The organism is Fulvivirga maritima, from assembly GCF_021389955.1.
GTDB lineage: Bacteria > Bacteroidota > Bacteroidia > Cytophagales > Cyclobacteriaceae > Fulvivirga > Fulvivirga maritima.
In genome coordinates this window covers 4,248,462-4,270,015 of sequence record NZ_CP089980.1, presented here as the reverse complement: position 1 = coordinate 4,270,015, position 21,554 = coordinate 4,248,462, and the positions used below count along the sequence as shown (strand labels likewise).

General features: G+C 39.1%; 14 protein-coding genes. 4 read left to right on the top strand and 10 right to left on the bottom strand.

The features are described 5' to 3' along the window. Positions 1–116: 116 nt before the first annotated feature. On the bottom strand, positions 117–4,091 hold the full coding sequence (locus tag LVD15_RS18105; RefSeq protein ID WP_233776625.1) for a T9SS type A sorting domain-containing protein: 3,975 nt from the start codon (positions 4,089–4,091) through the stop codon (positions 117–119). Between the two features lie 164 nt (positions 4,092–4,255). Continuing rightward, on the bottom strand, positions 4,256–4,753 hold the full coding sequence (locus LVD15_RS18100; protein ID WP_233776624.1) for a ferritin-like domain-containing protein: 498 nt from the start codon (positions 4,751–4,753) through the stop codon (positions 4,256–4,258). Positions 4,754–4,957: 204 nt separating this feature from the next. On the opposite strand from LVD15_RS18100, the gene LVD15_RS18095 reads away from it, so the two are divergent. Next, positions 4,958–5,314, top strand: coding sequence for a hypothetical protein (locus LVD15_RS18095; protein WP_233776623.1), 357 nt, complete (start codon positions 4,958–4,960; stop codon positions 5,312–5,314). On the opposite strand, the gene LVD15_RS18090 is transcribed toward LVD15_RS18095, so the two are convergent. The 7 genes from LVD15_RS18090 to LVD15_RS18060 all read right to left on the bottom strand — a co-directional run bounded on the left by LVD15_RS18090 (position 5,311) and on the right by LVD15_RS18060 (position 15,314). Continuing rightward, positions 5,311–6,213 (bottom strand): histone deacetylase family protein, encoded by a 903-nt coding sequence (locus LVD15_RS18090; protein WP_233776622.1) that lies wholly within the window; start codon positions 6,211–6,213, stop codon positions 5,311–5,313. The two genes, LVD15_RS18095 and LVD15_RS18090, sit on opposite strands and share 4 nt — an antisense overlap. A gap of 10 nt (positions 6,214–6,223) precedes the next feature. Beyond that, the gene (locus tag LVD15_RS18085) at positions 6,224–9,316 is read right to left on the bottom strand and encodes an ATP-binding cassette domain-containing protein (RefSeq protein ID WP_233776621.1); all 3,093 of its coding nucleotides are present in this window, start codon (positions 9,314–9,316) and stop codon (positions 6,224–6,226) included. A 135-nt stretch (positions 9,317–9,451) separates the two neighbouring features. Beyond that, positions 9,452–11,956 (bottom strand): M1 family metallopeptidase, encoded by a 2,505-nt coding sequence (locus LVD15_RS18080; RefSeq protein ID WP_233776620.1) that lies wholly within the window; start codon positions 11,954–11,956, stop codon positions 9,452–9,454. A 152-nt stretch (positions 11,957–12,108) separates the two neighbouring features. Further along, on the bottom strand, positions 12,109–12,606 hold the full coding sequence (locus tag LVD15_RS18075) for a hypothetical protein (RefSeq protein WP_233776619.1): 498 nt from the start codon (positions 12,604–12,606) through the stop codon (positions 12,109–12,111). 68 nt (positions 12,607–12,674) lie between these two features. Next, positions 12,675–13,730, bottom strand: coding sequence for a nucleotidyltransferase domain-containing protein (locus tag LVD15_RS18070; protein ID WP_233776618.1), 1,056 nt, complete (start codon positions 13,728–13,730; stop codon positions 12,675–12,677). Then, positions 13,717–14,490 (bottom strand): nucleotidyltransferase domain-containing protein, encoded by a 774-nt coding sequence (locus LVD15_RS18065; RefSeq protein ID WP_233776617.1) that lies wholly within the window; start codon positions 14,488–14,490, stop codon positions 13,717–13,719. The genes LVD15_RS18070 and LVD15_RS18065 overlap by 14 nt, the downstream gene beginning before the upstream one ends. Positions 14,491–14,582: 92 nt before the next feature. Further along, positions 14,583–15,314 carry a DUF4184 family protein gene (locus tag LVD15_RS18060; RefSeq protein WP_233776616.1) on the bottom strand — a complete coding sequence of 244 codons (732 nt, stop codon included), beginning with the start codon at positions 15,312–15,314 and terminating at the stop codon, positions 14,583–14,585. Positions 15,315–15,440: 126 nt separating this feature from the next. Here LVD15_RS18060 and LVD15_RS18055 point away from each other — a divergent pair, with 126 nt between their 5' ends. The 3 genes from LVD15_RS18055 to map all read left to right on the top strand — a co-directional run bounded on the left by LVD15_RS18055 (position 15,441) and on the right by map (position 17,948). After that, positions 15,441–15,857, top strand: a complete 417-nt coding sequence (locus tag LVD15_RS18055) for a MarR family winged helix-turn-helix transcriptional regulator (protein WP_233776615.1) — start codon at positions 15,441–15,443, stop codon at positions 15,855–15,857. An 8-nt stretch (positions 15,858–15,865) separates the two neighbouring features. After that, positions 15,866–17,110: an MFS transporter gene (locus LVD15_RS18050; protein ID WP_233776614.1), complete on the top strand. Its 1,245-nt coding sequence runs from the start codon at positions 15,866–15,868 to the stop codon at positions 17,108–17,110. 73 nt (positions 17,111–17,183) lie between these two features. Then, positions 17,184–17,948, top strand: coding sequence for a type I methionyl aminopeptidase (gene map, locus LVD15_RS18045; RefSeq protein WP_233776613.1), 765 nt, complete (start codon positions 17,184–17,186; stop codon positions 17,946–17,948). A gap of 143 nt (positions 17,949–18,091) precedes the next feature. Here the strand turns inward: map and LVD15_RS18040 are convergent, their stop codons facing one another. Then, positions 18,092–21,475, bottom strand: coding sequence for a S8 family serine peptidase (locus LVD15_RS18040; RefSeq protein WP_233776612.1), 3,384 nt, complete (start codon positions 21,473–21,475; stop codon positions 18,092–18,094). Between the last annotated feature and the right edge of the window lie 79 nt (positions 21,476–21,554).

Below are 21,554 nucleotides of genomic sequence, written 5' to 3'. Positions count from 1 at the left end.
AAGAAGTAAGTCAGCAATGAAACTGACCTGGCAAGCATTAGTTGAATGGAAAGCAAAAGAGGCTGCATCAAAAGTAGTTTTTGATACAGCCTCTTTGTTTTAAGAACTACTGAATTTTATTGGTCTTTTACTACGGTTCTTTTTAATATTTCAGAATCGTCATTTCCTATGATTCGAAGAATATAAACGCCCTTAGGCAACTCTCCTAATTCCAGTCTTAAACTAGATTGTCCCATTTCAAGGCTAAATGGTTCAGCCATCACTTGTCTGCCCATAATATCAGTTACAGACACTTCCACTTCTTTGCTTTCCAGACTGCTGGCATTAATAGTAATGGCTCCAGCAAAAGGATTAGGATACACTTCTACTTCCAGTCCACCATCTTCATTAGGTACATAGTTTTGATGATCTGCTATCTTTCTACCCCCATTAGAAGGCTGATGCAAGTTGTATATACCATCCAGATCATAACCATCGGCCAAGCCCAGGAAGATGTTCTTCTTCGTTACATCTTTAACCTTAATGTATTTAGCCTTTTGCAAACCAGAAGTTGCCAGATCAAAATCGCCGTTTTGACAAGTAGAACCGACACTATAAAACTCGCTTCCATCTTCAGAAACAAACACCTCTGCTTTTTCAGGATAGATAAAACAAGGCAATTCTAAAGGACCAAAGCTGCTTTCGTACACTCTGAAATCATCACCTTCCAGGTCGTACATATAATTATCCAGCTCCAACACTATTTCTCCACTGAAACCAAGGCTTACAAAATTATAATAGAAATTCTCCAGCGGCTCGCCCAAGGCTTTATCAGGGTTGCTTCTTATAAAAGAAACCGGCCAGCCATTGGCTCTATTCCCTTGATTGAAACTAGTAATTGAGGCTACGGTAAAGTTGTTCTCAACCACCTCATCCGCAAATTGAAAACGTGCTGTAACAGGCAGGTGATCGGAGGTATTGTAAGCATAATCACTATCATAAAACTGGTATCCTACTCTTGCAGAACCTTCAAGGAAATACTCAGCCGCTTCATCAGACGCTATGATATGATCAATCACATTTTCATAAAAAACATAAGTTCTCAGGCCTTGATTACTAAGTGATAAAGTGAGCAACTTATACTCCGCTGTATCAGCTATGTACTCTTCATAAGTGCTTACTGTGGTAGAAACATCTGCCACTGTCACATCCAGATCATCGTTAAAATCACCCAGCATAATCAGATTGGCATCGCTATAATAAGCATCAAGAGAGTCTTTTAATACTTCCACATCATACTTACGCATGTCATACCTGCTTTGGGCATCGCTGCTACTATTAGCTCTGGCGTGCACTACCAGCATATTTATTTTCTCTGTAACTCCTTCTATGGTTACATCTGCTTCTAGCATAAAAGGCAGCCTTCCGCTAGCCCAAAAACGATCTCTGGCATCTGGGTAGCCTACTAGATAAGAGTCATCTCCACCATTATACAAAGGATGGATAGTAGATAGCAAGGCTCTGGAAGCATCAAAATCAGGAACCACAGTGCTGGTATTATAAATAAACCCAACTTTCTGACTATTATCATACTGCCCGGGGTTTGAAACATAACTGGAAAGGAAATAATCATAACCGGCCATTTCGCTCACCATCTGATCGAATAAAACGGTATCTACAATTTCTTCTACGGCTATAATATCAGCATCTAACGCTAATAGAATGGCCTTTACACTATCTTTCTGAACAGCATCTGCAGCCGGCGCATTGCCTTCATCTCCAAACCACTCTATATTCCAGGCTGCCACATCAAAGGTAGACTCACGAGGAATTTCCAGATCTTCACCATCGGGTACATAAGGAGAAGCACAAGGCAAGTCAGACACCTGTCTTGGTAACAACTGATATACCGCCTGGTATCTACCCACCACGCCGGTGATAGCACTACAGGCTTCTGGTTGCTCATACCCCACTAGTTCTTGAACATCGGCATCTATTCTTAACTCACCAGAACCACTGGCATCTGATAATGCATAGTTTGAATTACCAAAAAGGATATCTCCAGGGTTAGGAAAAGTAGTATTCACTACAGTCACTAACTCTCCAGGATGAGCCGAAAGCTCGCTTAATGTCACCTGCTGCGGAACAATAGGATTTGTTGCCGGACCAAAATCCATCACATTACTCACTGTACCCAGCTGTACTTGATCATTAAAAGCCTCTGTAACGCCAGACACCTCTATGCTATCACCAATGTTAAATACTCCATTACCATGAACAGCGGCATCAAAAATAGCTATTCCGCCTGTGCTGTCTTGTATGTAAGCCGGGCCAGCCAGCTGATCACTAACGGTTATAATTCCTTTCACTGTAACTGAAGTACCCAAAGGCAAAGCTCTGGCTTCAGCTATAGTTTGAAGCTCTCCAGGAGGTAAAATACCACCATTCTCAGCACCAGGAGTTGGTGCCGCTGTAACATAAGCACTGGTATTTCTTGCTCCTCCACTTCCATTAGGCATGCGCTGTAATGACTCGTTGTCTTTATCTCCCCCTTCATTTTCATTGAGTTGTGGCTCTCCTGAGTTGAGTAATACCAAAAGCTCAGCATCATCGCTATCATCTGTATCATACACTACAGCGTCTACCAGATTAGTGGTAGTGACGAGTGTGCCAGAAGGGAAATCAGCTGCTGTTCCCTGATAAAGCGCTACGGCATCAGCACCATTTTGCAAACCATTATTTGAAAATACCAGGTCTACGTTAGCTACAGCAGCATTTCCTAAAACAAAATAACCATCTGCATTAGTGGTATATCCGGCAAGATCAAAAGCGTTATAGCTGGCATCTCCATTTCCATTGAAAAACACCACCACAAAACCATCTAATGCCACATTACCTACGCCTCCATCATAGAGTTCCACAAATTCTTCCTGATCAGAACCCGGAGTATCTGCATCTACTTCATTAATGATTAGAGTTACAGCCTCTGTAATACTGGTGTTAGCCGCTCCGGGAGTAGGTAATGCCGCCACGTAGGTGCTAGTATTCCTCAGCCCTCCTTCTCCATTAGGAAATCTCTGTAATGAATGAAAATCTTTATCTCCTTCCCCATCTTCGTTAACCTGCGGTTCATCGGCATTGAGCAAGGTTAGTAATTCTGTATCATCAGCATCATTAGTATCATAAACTATAGCATCTATTAGGCCTGTTGATGTAATAGCTGTGCCCGAAGGGAAGTCTGCAGCATTTGCTTTATAAAGGGCAACGGCATCGGCTCCATTTTGTAGAGTGTTTGAACCAAACGTTATTTCTACATTATTCACTCCGGCATTGCCTAACACAAAATAACCATTGGCATCAGTGGAATATCCTTCCAGATCATAGGCCTGATAGCTTAAATCATTACTGCCATTGAATAATACCACTACCAAACTATCAAGAGAAGTATTACCTACTCCTCCATCATAAAGCTCTATGAATTCGGCGGTATCAGTTCCTTCTGTATCAGCATCTATTTCATTGATTAGCACGGTCACCACAGGGGTTGGCGGAGTTCCTCCAAAACTTTGACCTGTATTAATCGCTGCATAAGTACTAGCCTGGGCACTTTGCCAGCTAAAGTCAGAATACACTGAACCTGTACCTCCCAACTGCAATGAATATCCTACAGGAGTAGAACTGGCTTCATCTACACCAATATCAGTGCTAGTCAGTCCGTCAGCAAGTCCGCCCACAGCCATAAAGCTACCCTCGTAACTTAAGAACTGCACCACATTAGAGCTGGCATCAATTAGTGCAATGCCATCCGGAGAACCATTTTGAAGACCTGTTTCATAAAAAAACAAAGTTCCATATCCATTGTCTTGATTAGGCAATGTACCTGTAAGGCTCTGAGTGCTATAAGCAGCACCACCGTTACCATTATAAAAAACTAAAGACCACCCGGTAAGATCTGACCCTGCGGGTCCTGCTATTTCTACGCCCTCCTCAGTATCTGCACCTGCATTATCATAATGTATCTCATTAATGAAAATGCCCTGAGACCAGGCTGACGATGAGACCACAAATAGAAAAGTAAGCAGCAATAGCTGACTTAAGTAAAATTTCCTCATTATTTAAAAGGTTTAGAATTGATAATTTTATTATGTGAAAATTAGCAATACCAAAGACTTTAAAGAAGAAAATTAAATTATATTTACTTTATCATAAAATTAAAAAAGGTTGAAAACCAGTGATTTCCAACCTTTTCATCTTTCGCCTATAAAAATTCCTTATGTTATTTGCTGGCCACAGACTGATCTTTAAGCTCCATAATCTGATAAAGAGATTCATCTATTTTAGCCTTATGATCTTTAAGTAAGATGTATGTAGAAGCGGGTAAATCTTCTAAACCAAGTGCTTCATTATAATCTTCCCACGAAACCATTTCTCCTTTTCTACCTTCTTCCAGCATTGATTCTCCATCTTGAGAGCTTACCGCAGCCTTAAAATCCATCCATTTACGATGTATATCTCCTGCTATCGATGTACCGTCTTTCTTTACCTGACCTCCCAGGTTTTCAATTTCACCTTTCAGGTCATGACCAAATTGGTATCTCTGCTCTGCATAGGCTTTAAACAAGACTTTCAACTCCCCATCTTCAACATTTTCAGCCGCATCTTTATAGCCATATTCAGCATCATAATTTCTTTTAATTAAATGATTTAGCTTATCAATAATTATATTTTTATTACTAGTGTCCATAATATTCATATTTTGGTTTTGATACTTCATTTAGTACCAATATTTTGCCAGCCTATAATTATACCTTAATCCGTGCGTTTAGTTTAAAAGATGAGTAAAAGGCTCCATATAGTGTGATTATAATTTCCCAATTTACTGAAGTAAAAACCAATAATCTTCCACATATGAATATGGTTAAGAATTTGCACTGCGAGAGAATAAAACCTTACACAATCAAACCAATAATTATTAATAATGGAACTCGATGAACTATTGCAACGCCAACTAATAAGCAAGAAAATCTATCATCCTATTTATGGAGAGATAGGCTCCATTTCTGATATTTTAACTACCAGCAAGAAGTATATAGTCTTCAAAGAAAGAAGTTTACAAAACCTGACCTCATGTAGCAATATTCTAAGAGCTATTCCGGCCAGTAGTTTTTATATTGACACTCAAACCAACGAGCTCATGGTTAATTTTTCATCTCAATGGATTACTGAAGCTCCTAAGTTTACTCTTCAAGATTTAGAATCGGATCAAATAACACTACTAGCTAAGCTAGATTCTTATTATGATCCGCAAAATAAGCTCTTTGTTACTTATAGTTAAAAGTAAATCTCTTGAGCTAGTCTATAGGTATTGGCGTGGGCTTCGATTATATATTTAATCTCTTCGGAGTACCCACCGCCCATAGAAACCACCATGGGTAGTTGATTATCCTTAGCTGTTTGCAGCACCATTCTATCTCTCTCCTTACACCCCTGGATACTTACTTTTAACCGCCCCAGCTTATCCGTACTCAAAATATCTACACCTGACTGATAAAACAAAAAGTCTGGCTCTACTTGCTGAATAAGGTTTTTAAGGTTGACTTCCAGCGTTTTCAAATAAAAATCATCAGTAGTATGGTCTGGTAAGCCTATATCCAGATCACTTTGCTCTTTATGCATTGGGTAATTTTTAGCACCGTGCATGCTAAAAGTAAAAACCCGATCTTCTCCGCCAAATATTTCAGCGGTGCCATTGCCCTGATGGACATCCAGATCTATGATCAATATCTTTTTAGCCAGGTTTTGATTTAATAAATAATAGGCCGCTATTCCCTGATCATTAAGCAAACAGAAACCTTCTCCTCTATCCGTAAAGGCATGATGGGTACCACCTGCAATATTCATAGCTATGCCATTTTCAAAAGCATATTGAGTACAATCCATAGTACCCTGAGCAATGGTAATCTCTCGCTCTACCAAACCGGCACTCAGAGGAAAGCCAGATTTCCTAATTTCACTTTTAGTTAACTCAAGGCCTTTTAGCCTCCTCCAGTACTCCGCATCATGGGCGGCCAAAATCATACTATCCGCCGCCTCACCAGGAGCAAAAAAGTTATCCTGACTTACTGTACCTTCATATAATAATTGCTCAGGCAAGAGCTCATATTTAATCATGGGAAACCTATGCTTTTCAGGCAAAGGATGCACATAATTGGGCTTCCAAGCTATTTTTAACATTATGATGCTTTTATTTACTAAACCTCTTTTTCCCGCCTCCAGATAGGAACTTGATTAAGCGAGGCAAAAGTTTGTAATACAAAGCTATGAAAAGGAAAATACTCATGAACCACATCATCATAATATTAAAGGTCACGGTATCTATTAAGGATCCAAAAAATGGCTTCTTAGGAGCAAAAAACTTGGTTCTGTAATCTAATGGATTTTTCGGATGGTAAGAATCAAAATAAATAGGATATACTTTTTGAATTAATCTGCCATCATATTCTATTACCCTATAAGCAGTATTAGTATTTTTCAAAGCCAACATGATGGCTTCATTTTCATACATCATTTTAAGAGAATCAAAAGATTCCTGACTGCCGAGCGTGCTTACCAGTTGCTGCACTTTATCATCTTGCGCTGTCATGGCCTTTTTATAGCGGTTAATATACAGCTGCCTTAATACGTCTAAAAAATGATCAGTATTTTCAAAAGTTGACGAATCAAACTCCTGAATGGTTAGTTCATTAATCAATGATGCACTATCTACGCCCAGTTCATTAAGCTCATTAGAAATTTCATTTCTTAGCAAGGCTAAAGCACTTTCCAGATCATCGTTATTATTACTTAGCTTCCTGTGCATGTTATGGAAAACATAAGTCAGCTCTGACTGCAGCTTGGGTATATAATAAAGCTTTTTGTATTCAGCATTCGCTTTATCTTTATCTATATCATAAAATTCCTTTTCAAAAGTATTCTCTTTGAATTGCGCCACCATAGAAGCCTCAAAGGCCCATCTCGAGGCCATCATATCACCCACTACAGGTACACCTTCCATAGTAGTTACCTGCGGATTAAACTTATCAAAACTTACCACCACTCCACTGAGCACCAGCTGAGGAATAAGTATGATAGGGATGAGAATGTAAATAGTAACAGCTGAGTTAAAAGAAGCCGATATATTTAACCCTAGCATATTAGCAAAGCAAGAACAGCTGAAAAGGATCAGCCACAGGTTAAAACTAATATCATGGATTTCCAGAATATGATTGCCTATAAATACAAATGAAGCGGTTTGCAGGGCGCTTATACCAAAGAGAATTACCACTTTAGAGAACAAATAACTACTTCTGCTAAGGTTTAGAAAATGTTCCCGTTTCCTTATTTTCCTATCTCTAAATATTTCTTCAGCACTTACCGTAAGCCCCATAAACAAGGCTACTATAATGCTCATAAAAAAGTAGATAGGAATATTATCATTCTTAAAGAACGAATAGCTGGCATCATCTTTACCGATAGTGGCATAATACCTTACCAGGTAAGCCAGAAAAAGCGCCAATAATGGTGCTTGCAGAATATTAATGGCCAGGTACTGCATATCTTCTGACTTAGAGAGAATATCACGGACAAAGTAAACTTTGAACTGCCTCCACCAATTAGGAATATGCTGTGATACTTTAATTGGGTGAGTTACCTGTTTTACCTTCGGGATTTTTATACGCTCTCTGAAATACTGATACCACTGACCGGGAGACACCTTTCTCTTATCAGTATGTCGCCCATATTCATTTACTATTTTGGTTTCTATTATGCTGAAAATCTGCTCAGCATTTATATTACCACATTCAGGACATGAGCTCTGATCTTTATTAGCCGCGTTTATTATTTCTTTAAAATAAGTCACGGCCGCCACCGGATTACCATAATAAATTTGCAGCCCACCTACGTCTAAAATCAAAAGGCTATCAAACATTTTAAAGATATCTGATGATGGCTGATGGATCACCACAAACACCATTTTACCTCTCAAAGATAGCTCTTTGAGCAAGTCCATTATATTTTCAGAATCTTGACTGGACAAGCCTGAGGTCGGTTCATCTACAAATAGTACGCTGGGCTCTCTAAGTAACTCCAAACCAATATTTACCCTTTTCCGCTGCCCACCACTTATGGTTTTTTCTAATGGTGAGCCCACTTTCAGGTTCTGAATTTCAATGAGCCCAAGGTTAGCCAGCACTTTATTCACCAGCGCCTCTGTTTCTTCTTTTGAGTATTGCTCAAAGCAAAGCCTTGCTGCATAATAGAGGTTTTGAAATACAGTGAGTTCCTCTATCAGCAGATCATCTTGAGGGATATAGCCGATCACACCTTCCATAGCTGATGGCTGCTCATGGATGTCAATACCATTAATCAGCACCCGGCCGCTAGATGGTTTTTCAGAGCCATTGATAACATTAAGCAAAGTAGACTTGCCAGAGCCACTGGCTCCCATGATGCCTACCAGCTTACCACCTTCTTCTGATATATTTACATTTTGAAGCCCCGCTCTACCACTCTTAAAGTGATAAAATAAGTGTTCTGCGCTAAAGGTAATCTCACTCTGCTCTTGCCTGCGGAGGTAAGTTCCTACTATGTCACTGTAATAAATGGTTTCAATCTTATTCCCCCGAATAGTGCTACCCGTTGGAAAAATATCAATCTTTCTACTTTTTAAAGGAATGGCGTTTAAAGTAAGTGCGGATATACCGAGATATTTGATAAAATAGGTTTCAATATCTCTCAGCCTTAAAATGGCAATTACCCCGGTCAGGTTTTTAGATACCAGGCGTGGCCCTTTCAGGTCATACTCTCCTGAGCCTTCATCTATAATAAGAATATCTTTAGAGGAAAGCTCTTCCAGATCATAGGCCGTAACAAAATTACGGACCGTTACCATATCCTTACGGGAAATCTTTAGCGCCTCCCCGATATAAAATATAAGATTACCCTGACGCTCAGAAATCTCTCCATCAGCAAAAACCAGCTCTATGATTTTTACCGCCAGCACCATCTTTTGCTGCGAAGTTAAGGCTTTGTTCACCTCTTTAGTGATGGCCATAATACGTGACCAATCCTCAACAAATTCGACTGTTTCTGTATCTACATGATCAAGATCTACCTTGGTGCTTCCCACATGTTCACAACAAAGCTTATCAAAAAGCCCCAGATATACACCTACCAACTCCTGACTTACATGTAAGGATATAAATTCTTGAATATTATCTCGCTCAGCTTCTGTTACTCTCTCTTTTGCAACTATGGCAAACAGCTGAATAATTGCCTTTAGCAGGTCTTCACTCATTTACTCTACCTCATAAGGTTTTGAAACGCCTGACAATTAATAAAACGATAGAGATGAATGCAACTCAAAAGAATAATTTTATTGAATAAATAAACGCATTTCTTTCAAAACACCTTTTTAGCTACACATAATCTCTTATTCTGCATACTTTCTCTTCACATCTACTGCTCTAAACAGCATATCAGATGACTGTAAGATCTTATTTTTAAGGTGCGCCGGATAGTTATGATGCGCGTACAAAAACATGTTTACCTCATCTTGAGCAGCCACAGAACTATGACCACCTAATGTAGTGCTCAGCCATCTTTGCGGAAAGAATATATCGCCTGTTAATTGTACTTCTTTCAATAATTCCAGGCTTGGCGTTATATACTGTACTGAAGTTTCGGCACGGAGCGGATGATGCAAATACGAAAGTGCGGTAAGCACCCAGTCTTCGTTTTCTCTATTTTTCGGATCTTTTAGTTTTTTAAAGAAATCATTTCTTACTGCAGAGTCAGCAGATAAAGCAGGCATCACAAATTTAAATTTGGTTTTTCTATCAGGGTTAGAAATTCGCTCTAACTGCTCTTCTAATATTTGTTGATAACCATCTACCTCACGCACTGCTAAGCCATAGGCCAGGTTAGTATAATCGCTTTCTGAAAGGGTAAGCCCTTCCACCTCAGTATCATGAGACCAAAAGCTTCTTAATATTGCCTCGCCATGAGACGTGGTGGTTATAGAAGTGAGCATCTGAAAGAAGGTTGATTTCAAATTCTCCGAACTGGTATTAATAGCCATATTCAATGCAATTCCTTCTAGCTGACCGGCCACTTTTTGCTGCTTTTCTTCTGTGTAGAACTTCCAAAAAATATCTTTAATAACATCTGTGATATAAGAAACAATTAAAGCTTCCTTCTCCTTCACTATACTTTTAACACATCGGTCCATTAGTGCTTCTGGAGCTATCTGAGCCCTAAGCATGCTTTCATAAAGGTCTATCCAAACGGCCGCTCTCAATACAGGATCCTGCAGAGAATCTACATTAGCCAATAGCCATCCTTTGGTTTGACTTCCTAATTGAAAATAACCATACCCTAAGCCACCACCATTAGTAAAGACATAATTAGGCTCTTGTTTCCCCTTCATATCCAAGGCTTTAGGATCAGTTAATAAAGGGGCAGGTGTAAAATATAGAGAATCTTCATTGCCTACCATCAGGCTCAGGTCTTGTTTCCAACCTTTTGAATTATTCTTAGCCCCTACACGCGTATAGACATCAAATTTGCTAATGGTCTTTTTGCCTTTGCTCTTCATGTAAAAATACACTGAGGGCATGCCTGCTTCTTTCACCCAACTTCTATTCCATTCATCAATATCAAAATCCGCATCTTTAGCCATAATAGCTATCAGATCATCCCAACTGGCATTATCAAAGGCAAATTGCTTCAAATATTGCCTCAATCCATTTTTAAAGGCTTCCTCTCCCATAGCATCTTCAAGCATATGCATTACCACTGGCGCTTTATGATAGATGATAGAACCATATACCGTTCCTGCATTTTTCAGGTTCTCCAAAGGCTGCTGAATAGGGTGCGTGCCCTGGCTACGATCTACATCATACGCCGCTGGGTAGTGAGACATTAAAAATTGCAAATCATGATTGATATCTGGAAAACCCGGGTTTACAATCTTAGAAGCCATAAAGTTGGCAAATACCTCTTTGAGCCAAACATCATTAAACCACTTCATAGTAACCATGTCTCCAAACCACATATGAGCGGTTTCATGTGCTATTAACTGCCCCTGCCCCATTTGCTGTCTGAGCGTGGGTGATTCATCTAATAACAACGAATTAGACTTATATAAAATAGCGCCAGGATGCTCCATGCCTCCATATTGAAAAGAGGGAATAAGCACAAAATCGAATTTTTCAAAAGGATAAGGTTGCCCGGTATATTCTTCCAACCATGATAAAGCCTTGCTGTGCCAGTCAAAAATAGCGTCTACGTTTCTATTTACTTTAACAGTATCCGTTTCACGGTGGTACATGTTCATTTCCCGGCCATTAACATGCCTGGTGATTTTCTCCATTTTACCAGCTGCAAAAGAAAAAAGATAAGTGCTTATTAACGGCGAAGTATTAAAATCATAAGTAGTTTTAGAGCCCTTGTTAGATGTTTTGGCTACTGAAGCATTGGCCACCGCCTGCCACTCAGATGGTACGGTAAGTGATAAATTAAACTTGGCCTTTAAATCAGGTTGATCAAAAATGGGAAAGCAAGTAGAAGCTCTGTCTGGCACAAATAGCGTATAAAGGTATTCATCATGCCGGTTTAGAGACTGATCTCCCGCTATAAAAGTGATTTGTATTTCGTTAGCCCCCTGCTTTAAGTAATCATCAGAAAGAATGACGTGTTCATTTCTTACTACAGGATCTACTTCCTTATCATTAATAATTACTTTTTTAATATTTTCTGGTTTGGCATTAAAATCCAGTGCCACCAGTGTTTTTTCGGTAAGATCAAAAAACACTTTTTCCTCTCCTAATATTGAATCGGTGACCTGAACAGGTATGTCTAATGACAGGTCATATACAACGTTACTGATATGAGCTTTTCTATCTTGCGCCAGCTTTAGCGGAATACCCTTTGCCAAACGTGGATCTTCACGTTTTGAACAACTCCAAACCGCCATAATGCCAACTAACAATAAAAGTTTGAGGAAATGTTTACGATACATGTCATAAACATAAAAAATAAAATCTAAAAGTACATATCCGGAAGGTTTTTACAGAAAAAACCAGGTCATTAATAGGATTCAGTGATTAAACTGAACCAATAATGATCGTACATTGAATTATCATCAGTATTTCTGAGAGATATCCTGTCCTCATATGCATTTGCCAATTGAGCATAAATTAAGGTATCTGCTTCTCCTGCAGCATCATTAACCACCAACAAAAGTGATTTATTTTCACCACTCCCTTGTATTGACCAATAGCCTACCCCACTTGGCGCATCTACACAGCAGCTGTCACAACCAGGGTAGTTGACTATAGCTCCATTATCAAACTCCAGGGTATTATCAGCATGAAACCTGAAAGTATTATCAAGACTGCGAGCGCTAAACAAGCTACAGGTAGTATCATAGACATACTGCAATTGATCCTCATTGGGACTTATATGCCAAGATTTCCCATCATTATTTGCAAGAAACTCCCTAATAAAATATTCACTTCCATAGGTTTCTTCTTTGAGACATGCCATCATCAACATAGGCACAAGCAGCAGTAGAGTATATTTCATAAATGAATTAAAAAGTCTCCCAATTTTATAATTATGAAATAAATATCACAATTATATTGAAAGATATTTCACACTAACTCATAAAACATACGCCTGCATCTCACCAAAACTTCATTAAGCATCTTTCGATCAGGCGCTTCAGGCAGATCTGAATCATTATAGCATTCAGACAAAGTTTCTACAATGCCTTTAGCCTGAGTAAGTAGCTCATCATAGTCAAAATCGCCTTGTTTAATACTTAAAAGAAAGTCTCTGTCATTACGCCTCACTTTTAGCTGGCCAGATTCTGCTATTTCTCTACACATACGCAAAAGCCTGAAAGTATGCATCATGTTTTTAGCATCATAATTTTTACCATGCTCCAAGGTGTTCTGATAGCGCTGATCATTTCTTTTTTCTACCCACTCCCAGTATTCTTTATACTCTTTGCAGTAAGTAGAATAACCCGACTTATTAAATGACATGTAAGCCAGCGGTTGCATTCCTTTAGGCACACTGCTCAGCGTGACATCATTAGAATCATTGCTCTGTACGATACCCTTAAAGCCAGAAGCTCCATAGTATAAACCATAAACATCATGCATATGAGGTATTTTTGCCAGGCCACAACTACTTGCATCAATACCATGAGCCGTTAGGTAATCTTGTACTGGCACAGCTCCCTGTCCTTCAGCAACAAAGCAAAAATCAAGCACTCCTTTTCTCTCTTTCTCTACCGGATTAACAATTTTCTTCTTGAGTCCTTTAGCCTTGCGTACCTGAGTAATGGCATATCCACCAAAAGTATCTTCACACTTTTTAGACAACAGTTGCAAACCCCTTAATTGCTCAAAAACAGGATGCATGTACAAAATAGTGTCTTCCGGGCTATATAACATTTCTAAAGCACCGGGATTACTCTTAGTAAGCAACTCTACAAACCGCTTGAGCTCATAGTAAACAATATCATTGGTATCATTACTGACCTGATCAATATAATCAAGGCCAAAATACTCCTCCTCAGGCAATATAAATACGCCTTTGATATCTTCATCAGAATGCTCAGTAGCCAAACCATAAGCATGGCTACCACTGAGGCATTCATATATTATTATTCCCTTTTCTTTTAACTCAGCTACAGTCATTACTCCTCACTATTTTTCGATAAAAATCTTCTAACTCTTCCATATTTCTGTTTACCGCTCCGGGTAATGTAGGGGCTACTTCTTCATTTTTACGTGTTGACAGAAGTAGAAATTCATCTATTAAGGCATCTTTAGGATGAAAATACCCTTCACTTTTACCTGATTTTAAATCAATAAGCTCTTCTATTTTATGCTTCAATTCAGGTGAAAGAATCTCAAACATCTTATTCATCTCTATTGGAGGTATGGCATTCATTTCTCTTACCCAGTTGGCACATATTGTTGCTCTGATAGCATAAAAATAACTTTTCAGCTTCACTTCTTCATCAGACTGAAAACAAGCATCTATATAGCGAGAAGCCATATTATGGTAATGATACATAGTAGACACTGGCGAAAAACAACTTTGAGCCAATCGCCATAGTTCACTTAGCAAATCAATATCTTGCAGCTTATATATAACAGGCGATTGCAAGCGCTCCAGCACCGAAACATTAGATTTCCACATTAACTTCAACACCTTACCTACTTCCCAGCCAGTAATATCAAGTTCCTGATTAATAAATTTCTCAAATGAATCCTTCTTATTGGTGAGTGATAAGTGCCAATCCATACTTTTTACATATATGCATCGCACATCATAATCGCTATCAGGAGAAGGAAAACCCCAGGCTCTGGAGCCCGTTTCACATGCAAATAGTATTTTAAGTGCATCACTCTCTTCTATTTGCTCCAACTGCTTTTGTATTACCTTTTTCATTATTAGCTCTGTTTTGATAATGCAAACTAAGAGCATAAGTACGCAGTGTTTTTGCGTAATTATGTTTTTTGTTAAAATTTAATTTAACAATGCTAATTTTCATGAAGCCTACTAAACAAGAGACAGGTAACTATTAAGCTAATTAATGAGGCTGAAATCATAGACACTATTACATGACCATATTGTGATATTTCCAAACCACACCAAAACCTAACAATGAGTACTAAGGCAGCTATTCCTATAAAAAGCAACCAAAATTTCAGTTTCGGTTTTATTAATGTCACTTCGTTTTTCGGAAGTCTACTTACTGTAATCACAATAAAAATTAAGCCTACCAGTGTACTAATATGTTGTAAACACTTAAAGTAAGGAATGGTGTATCCGAACAGGGAAATATGATAAGCCAAACCAGGAATAGCTTTAACAAAATACCCATGTTCATGCGTAAAAGCATCCCAAAACAAATGAGATAAGGTTCCTAACACAATCGAAATAGTCACAACAAAAAAATGACTTCTGAAATATCCATTCCAATGAAAAGATTTCCATTTCGAAAACCTTAACTGAAAATAAAACGGGAGATGATCAAAAAGCTCATTACGTATGACTCCATGAAAAATGAAGGCCAATAAAAGTGCTAATGGTAAATCAAACCAGAATATGCCATTAATAGTATGACTGTAAATACTATTCACCCTCATTCTTATAAAATACTCAAAATCAGGCACCATACTGCCAATTATCAGCCCGGTAAGAGAAAACCAGCGCTTTGATAAAAGGCCAAAAGGCAGAACCACGGCAGGATGCGAGAAAGTAAAAGGCATAATTGATACTATAAGCTCCAATCAATACTATCAATAATTTATCACTTCCAACACCGCTACTTTACAAAAAAGGAAACTTATTCTCATAAATATCGTTAGGAAAACTAACTAGTTTAACTAAATAATATGGATATATTAGTCGATGCACTTACTACGGTGATTTCCGGATTACACAAAACCATCAAGAGATCTTTTGCTGATAGTTCATCATTTTCTTTAACAGAGTTACAGACCATAGCCCTGATTAACCGTAATGAGAAAATATTACCTTCAGAGCTAGCGCATAAAACTAAAATTACCACCCCCAGCATGTCTCAGATTTTAAAAGGAATGGAAGAACGGGGAATTATTAGCCGCACTTCATGTGTCTCTGATAAAAGAAAAGTTTTCATATCACTCACTAAAGCCGGAAAAGATATTGTAGAGCAGGCACGCTTTAGCAGAAATGAAGCTTTGAGAACATTAATAGATGCAAGACTCAATGCCAATGAGATTAAACTACTGGAACAGGCCCTGCCAATACTTCAAAAATTAAATGCTTAATTTCTTATATGAGCAGAATCCAAAACACTTTTAGAGCCCTACAATCACCGAATTTCAGGATTTTCATTACAGGTCAGGCCATCTCCAGGATAGGCACCTGGATGGAACGTACTGCGGTGAGCTGGGTGGTCTATGAAATGACTCACTCCACTTTTATGCTGGGTCTCACCTTATTTATGTCTCAGATTCCTTCTTTTATATTTTCAATTTATGGTGGCATTGTGGCTGATAGATACAACCGCCATAAAGTAGTTATGATTACGCAAGTAGCCTCTATGCTGCAGGCCGGCCTACTGGCTGCACTTGTACTTCTTGGCTATGCGGAAGTATGGTCTATCTTAGCAATCACCACTATTTTAGGAATTATTAATGCTTTTGACGTACCTGCACGTCAAACGCTAGTACATCAACTGGTAGACAAGCCGGAAGATGTGTCTAATGCCGTAGCACTTAACTCTTCAGTAGTAAACATAGCCAGATTAGCCGGCCCGGCCTTGTCAGGACTAATACTCAGCACATTAGGGGCGGGAGTTTGTTTTTCCATTAATGCACTCAGCTACCTGGCCGTAATTCTATCATTGTTATTTCTGAAGCTTAAACCTCAGATTATAAAACTTAAAAAACAAAGTAGCTTTAACGAGATTAAAGAAGGACTGTCGTACCTTAAAAATCATCCTTTGTTGGCTCCACTCACCTTGTATTTGAGCGTAATAAGCTTACTGGTTTTACCTTACAATACTTTATTGCCTGAGTTCGCTAAAGAAGTATTTCATGGCGGAGCCGCCACTTTTGGCTACATTTCCAGCTGCATAGGTTGTGGTGCTTTAGTAGGCACTATTTTCCTGGCTTCACTGAAAGATGAGAGGAAACAATCCATGGTATTAATAGCCAACGCCTTCTTGCTGGGCGTCAGTCTTATTGTTTTTGCTTTCGCGAAAAATCTGAACCTGGCCTTATTTATTGCCACTATCTCAGGTTTTAGTGCTTTAACACAGTCTACCATTTGCCTTTCTATCATACAAACACGCTCCGATCCTGACATGAGAGGACGCATGATAAGCCTGTTTGCTATGGCATTATTTGGAACACTACCTTTTGGCAGTCTTATTATTGGTTGGCTTTCTAACCTTATAGGCAGTTCTTTTACTGTAATGGTTCAAGGTATAATCTCAATATTAATAGCAGCCTCTTTCTTTAAGGTATTTAAAAACTCAAAAGATACTCATCATCAGCTAGCTAAAAATGGCGGATGAGATATAATTAAATCGAAAACATTTATTTTAGTGTTAGACCAATTTTTAATTAAAAAATATAAATCATAGACCAATGTCCATAAACAAAGAATCAGAATTAGTAGGAATGCAAAATATAAGTGAAATAGTAGCACTTACCCTTAAGAAAATGAGAGAGTACACTAAGGTGGGCATGACTACTAAAGAAATAGACGAATATGGAGGCGAAATTCTGAAAAGTTATGGTGCTAAATCGGCCCCTTTTGAAACTTACGGTTTTCCTGGTTATACCTGCATCAGTGTAAATGAAGAAGCTGCCCACGGCATACCTTCAGACAAAAAAGTATTGAAAGAAGGCGATTTAATCAATATTGATGTTTCCGCAGAATTAAACGGTTTTTGGGCTGATAACGGCGGGTCTTTTGTAGTAGGTGAAGACATCCATAACCACCAACCATTAGTAGACGCCTCTAAAGAAATATTACAAAAAGCCATTGGCCGCATCAAAGGAGGTGTTAAAATAGCAGATATAGGTCATATTATAGAAACAGAAGCCAGAAATTCAGGCTTTAAGGTAATCAAAAACTTAGCAGGACACGGCGTAGGCCGCAGCTTACACGAGAAGCCAGACAGCATACTAAATTACAGAGTGAGGAGCAACCGCGAGAGGTTTAAAAAGAACACTACTGTAGCCATTGAAACGTTCATTGCTACCAATTCTACTTTTGCCGTGGAGCTGGAAGATGGCTGGACGCTGGTAGGCAACAAAGGAGGGTACATTACTCAGCATGAGCATACTATTCTGGTAACTGATAATGCCCCTGTTATCCTCACCAAGAACAATGAAATCTGGAATTAACCGAAGTTTGAAAGACTGGTGCAATTATAACAGGTCGTAAAAGTGATCTAGCTTTTTGCTTAACCAAGCATTATAAAATAAAAACCCCTAAAGAGCTTAAAATGCTACTTCGGGGTTTTATATTTTGGTTTAAATGAACTTCGTTACTCTACCATTAATCGGCTTAAGTATGTCTCATCACCAATGGTTATTTTGTACATATACAATCCATTAGGCAACCCAGTTAAATCCTGCGTAACTTGATGCGTACCTTCATTTTCCCATCCACTAGTGACCGGGAATAGCACTTGACCTTTCATATTAATAATCTGTATTTCCACATGCTGTCCTTCTTTCAAAACATATTTCAAGGTTGATGTATTATCAGCAGGATTAGGATAGTGCGCCAGTTCTGAAATAACCTCAGATTGCCCTTGTAGTCTGGCTAAGTTTGCTCCTTCTCCACTTGTATTACCAACCAAACTAACCGCAGCCTGATCACTACCATAAGCATCATTACTTACAATAATTATTTCATCACTATCTCCGGTACTATCTTGTGGAGAGTAAGTAACTGGAATTTGCAAGGATAGTCCCGGTGCAATATTAAACGGCCCCTCCAGACTTATATCAAAATTATTATTCTGATGAGAAATGCTTGTCACCGTTAAATTATCGGCACCAGTATTCGCTATTGAAAAGGTTATGCTTGCAGTAGAATCTACAGCCACTGCACCAAAATCTAACTGAGCAGGAACAACATTAATCTGTGGGGAACCTACTACTTCCACTTCAAAAGGGATAGTTATTTCTTCCTGAAAAGGATCATCTGTATTCAGCACCAGATTATTAAAATAAGTACCTGCATTAACTCCCCTACTATCAACAGCCACCTCCACAACAGCACTATCACCTACCGCAACAGTACCACTTACAGGAGAAACAGAAAGCAGGTCAACCGGTTTGTATATAGCTATAGCCAAGCTATCTTTCAAAATCTGTCCATCAAAAGTCACTTCAACGCCATCAGAAGCATCAGCATTTTCTATGCCTACGGTAGCCGCATAAGCTGGCCACACTTCAGGCAAATTATCTGGTGTTTCCAGCTCTTTGTAGTAGAAATAAATATTGCCAGATGAAGTAAGCACCACCTGAAAAGTAAACAAGGCATCTCCCCAATAAGTAAATGACGCTTTTTTATCATACTGCACAATCAGGCGCTCTTCATTCACCTCATAATATATCTGCCCTTTAGTTAGTCCATCCCACATTGGAGCGATGTAATCATTAGGATCTCTATGGTAGTCATTAGGATCATTATTATGCGGAATAGGATCATTGCTCCTATCTGATGTAATATTACCAAAAGTAAGGTAGCCATACTGACTTATCTTCAAAGAAGTTTTCTCTTGTCCGTAAAATTCAAATATAAAAGGCAAATCTACCTCCCCTCCTGACGATGGCACTTCTACTCCTGACTCAGAAATATCATTCCATAAAAATGAAGGGCCTCCCACCTCATCGCTATCTTTCCAGGTGTAACCATAGTTCAAATCTTCTCCTTGCCCCATTATTACCACTTCAGCACTATCAGCAAAATCAGGGAAAGAATAATTTAGCACTGTCTGGCCATCATTAATTATTGTTAAAGGCACGGTAGTTATCTGACCTGACTCTTGACTTACAGCTACAGAATCAGGAGAAACTATAGCTTTAGGAGCATTGAGCAATGAACCCATAACCACATTAGAAATAGAAGAAACATTCCCGAAAAAGTCTATTGATTTCACTGCGAAATAATAAGTAGTACCAGGCTGTAAGTTACTCACTTCAATAGTGTCCGCTTTTCCGGCAGGCAATGGATAAGATACATCTTCAAATTTGATCGCCTCAGCGAAATTACTATCATTGATTGGCTGCGTTGAATATCTCAAATCATATTCCACCACGTTTCCACTATCAGCAGGTGCAGTCCATTGTAATGTTATGGCTCTTTGCGAAGAGCTTACCACTACCACATCATTGATAGTTTCAGGACCTTCATTATCATCTTCCTGCAAAGCATAATAAGCATTTAATCTTCCTCTGCCAGAGCCGGGAGCTAATGTGCTAACCACATCAGCCGAGCGCACTATTCTATCTTTCACCTCTTCCGGAGTGATATTTCCTGCGAATTTAGAGACAATTAAAGCCGCGACACCACTTACATGCGGACATGCCATGGAAGTACCGCTAGCCGTATTATACTCATCATCCAAAAAAGTGCTCATTACCGCTACACCTGGCGCCGAAACATCTATCCAGTCACCATAGTTAGAGAAATCCGCTCGCACATCATTATGATCAGTAGCTGCTACTGCCACCACTGGCTCGTAGTAACCTGGCCACCATTCTTCCCCGGTACCGTCATTGCCGGCAGAAAACACTACTACTCCGCCCTGCATAGGTCCATAAGGATTGCCATTTTCATCATACCCTGCTTCAGCTATGAAGTAGTCTATAGCATCTAAAACAGACTGCTCTACAACACCTGGAGAAGTATAATTCCAGCTATTTTGAGAAATAACAGCACCATTATCCGCTGCATAAATATAAGTCTCTGCAAAACCTCCTCTATTCTCATCGCTAAACACGCCACAAGACATGATCCTAACGCCGTCTCCACTACCACTACCTCCAGCAATACCAGCCACACCTATACCATTGTTAGATTCTGCAGCCACCGTACCTGCTACATGCATACCATGATCATTATACGGAACCAGTTCTCCTCTATCATTACCAAAATCATATCCATTCACATCATCGATAAAGCCATTACCATCATCATCGATGCCGTTACCGGGTATTTCATTTTGATTGACCCACATATTATCCATGATATCTTCATGCGTAACATCTACGCTCCAGTCTGTAACTGCCACAATCACTTCTGAGCTGCCTGTTTCCTGAGTCCAGGCATCTAACAAACTTATATCTGCCCCTGGCGTACCTCCTGTCTGCCCCGTATTATTATAGTGCCACTGATCAGCTAAGAAGGTATCATTAGATCCATTTTCTAAACTGAATCTGCTATAATCTTTAGAAGAAAAATCATCAATATTATCTATAGACTTATCCAAAATTAGCTCTGCCACCTGGATGTCAGGAAGTGCTTCATAGGATGACTTTACCGCACTTAGAGTAGCCTGATTTGAAGTGCTAGTGGCAGATTTGTCATAAATTATTTCATACCAGAGATGAAGGCCATGCGCTCTGTGTTTAGCTTCAAATTTACCAGCATCTCTAAACATGCGCCGCATAGATTTCACCCGATATTGCTCATTGACCTGATCTACCCGGCTAAGTCCGGTGAGTAACGCGCCCGTTCGTGAGATTGTAAAGGATCTGCTTTCCAAAGCTGAAGCTGCTTTTTCTGTGAGCTTGACCCTGATGATCTGAGATTTCTTGTCTTGCCGTTGCCCTTGTGCGGTGAATGCCAAAAACAACAGTCCATAAATAATTAAATGCACCACACACCCACGTGTGGATTTAATAAAGGTTTTCATTTTTAAAGGATTTAGGTGATTAATTTTAAAGGTGCTGAGACTAAGTAGTTTATGCTAAATAGCCAAAAAAACCTCTCTT

Bases quoted from the DNA above. Each gene is read 5' to 3' on its own strand.
- LVD15_RS18105 (WP_233776625.1), bottom strand. From the start codon at position 4,091: ATGAGGAAATTTTACTTAAGTCAGCTATTGCTGCTTACTTTTCTATTT.
- LVD15_RS18100 (WP_233776624.1), bottom strand. From the start codon at position 4,753: ATGAAGTATCAAAACCAAAATATGAATATTATGGACACTAGTAATAAA.
- LVD15_RS18095 (WP_233776623.1), top strand. From the start codon at position 4,958: ATGGAACTCGATGAACTATTGCAACGCCAACTAATAAGCAAGAAAATC.
- LVD15_RS18090 (WP_233776622.1), bottom strand. From the start codon at position 6,213: ATGTTAAAAATAGCTTGGAAGCCCAATTATGTGCATCCTTTGCCTGAA.
- LVD15_RS18085 (WP_233776621.1), bottom strand. From the start codon at position 9,316: ATGAGTGAAGACCTGCTAAAGGCAATTATTCAGCTGTTTGCCATAGTT.
- LVD15_RS18075 (WP_233776619.1), bottom strand. From the start codon at position 12,606: ATGAAATATACTCTACTGCTGCTTGTGCCTATGTTGATGATGGCATGT.
- LVD15_RS18070 (WP_233776618.1), bottom strand. From the start codon at position 13,730: ATGACTGTAGCTGAGTTAAAAGAAAAGGGAATAATAATATATGAATGC.
- LVD15_RS18065 (WP_233776617.1), bottom strand. From the start codon at position 14,490: ATGAAAAAGGTAATACAAAAGCAGTTGGAGCAAATAGAAGAGAGTGAT.
- LVD15_RS18060 (WP_233776616.1), bottom strand. From the start codon at position 15,314: ATGCCTTTTACTTTCTCGCATCCTGCCGTGGTTCTGCCTTTTGGCCTT.
- LVD15_RS18055 (WP_233776615.1), top strand. From the start codon at position 15,441: ATGGATATATTAGTCGATGCACTTACTACGGTGATTTCCGGATTACAC.
- LVD15_RS18050 (WP_233776614.1), top strand. From the start codon at position 15,866: ATGAGCAGAATCCAAAACACTTTTAGAGCCCTACAATCACCGAATTTC.
- map (WP_233776613.1), top strand. From the start codon at position 17,184: ATGTCCATAAACAAAGAATCAGAATTAGTAGGAATGCAAAATATAAGT.
- LVD15_RS18040 (WP_233776612.1), bottom strand. From the start codon at position 21,475: ATGAAAACCTTTATTAAATCCACACGTGGGTGTGTGGTGCATTTAATT.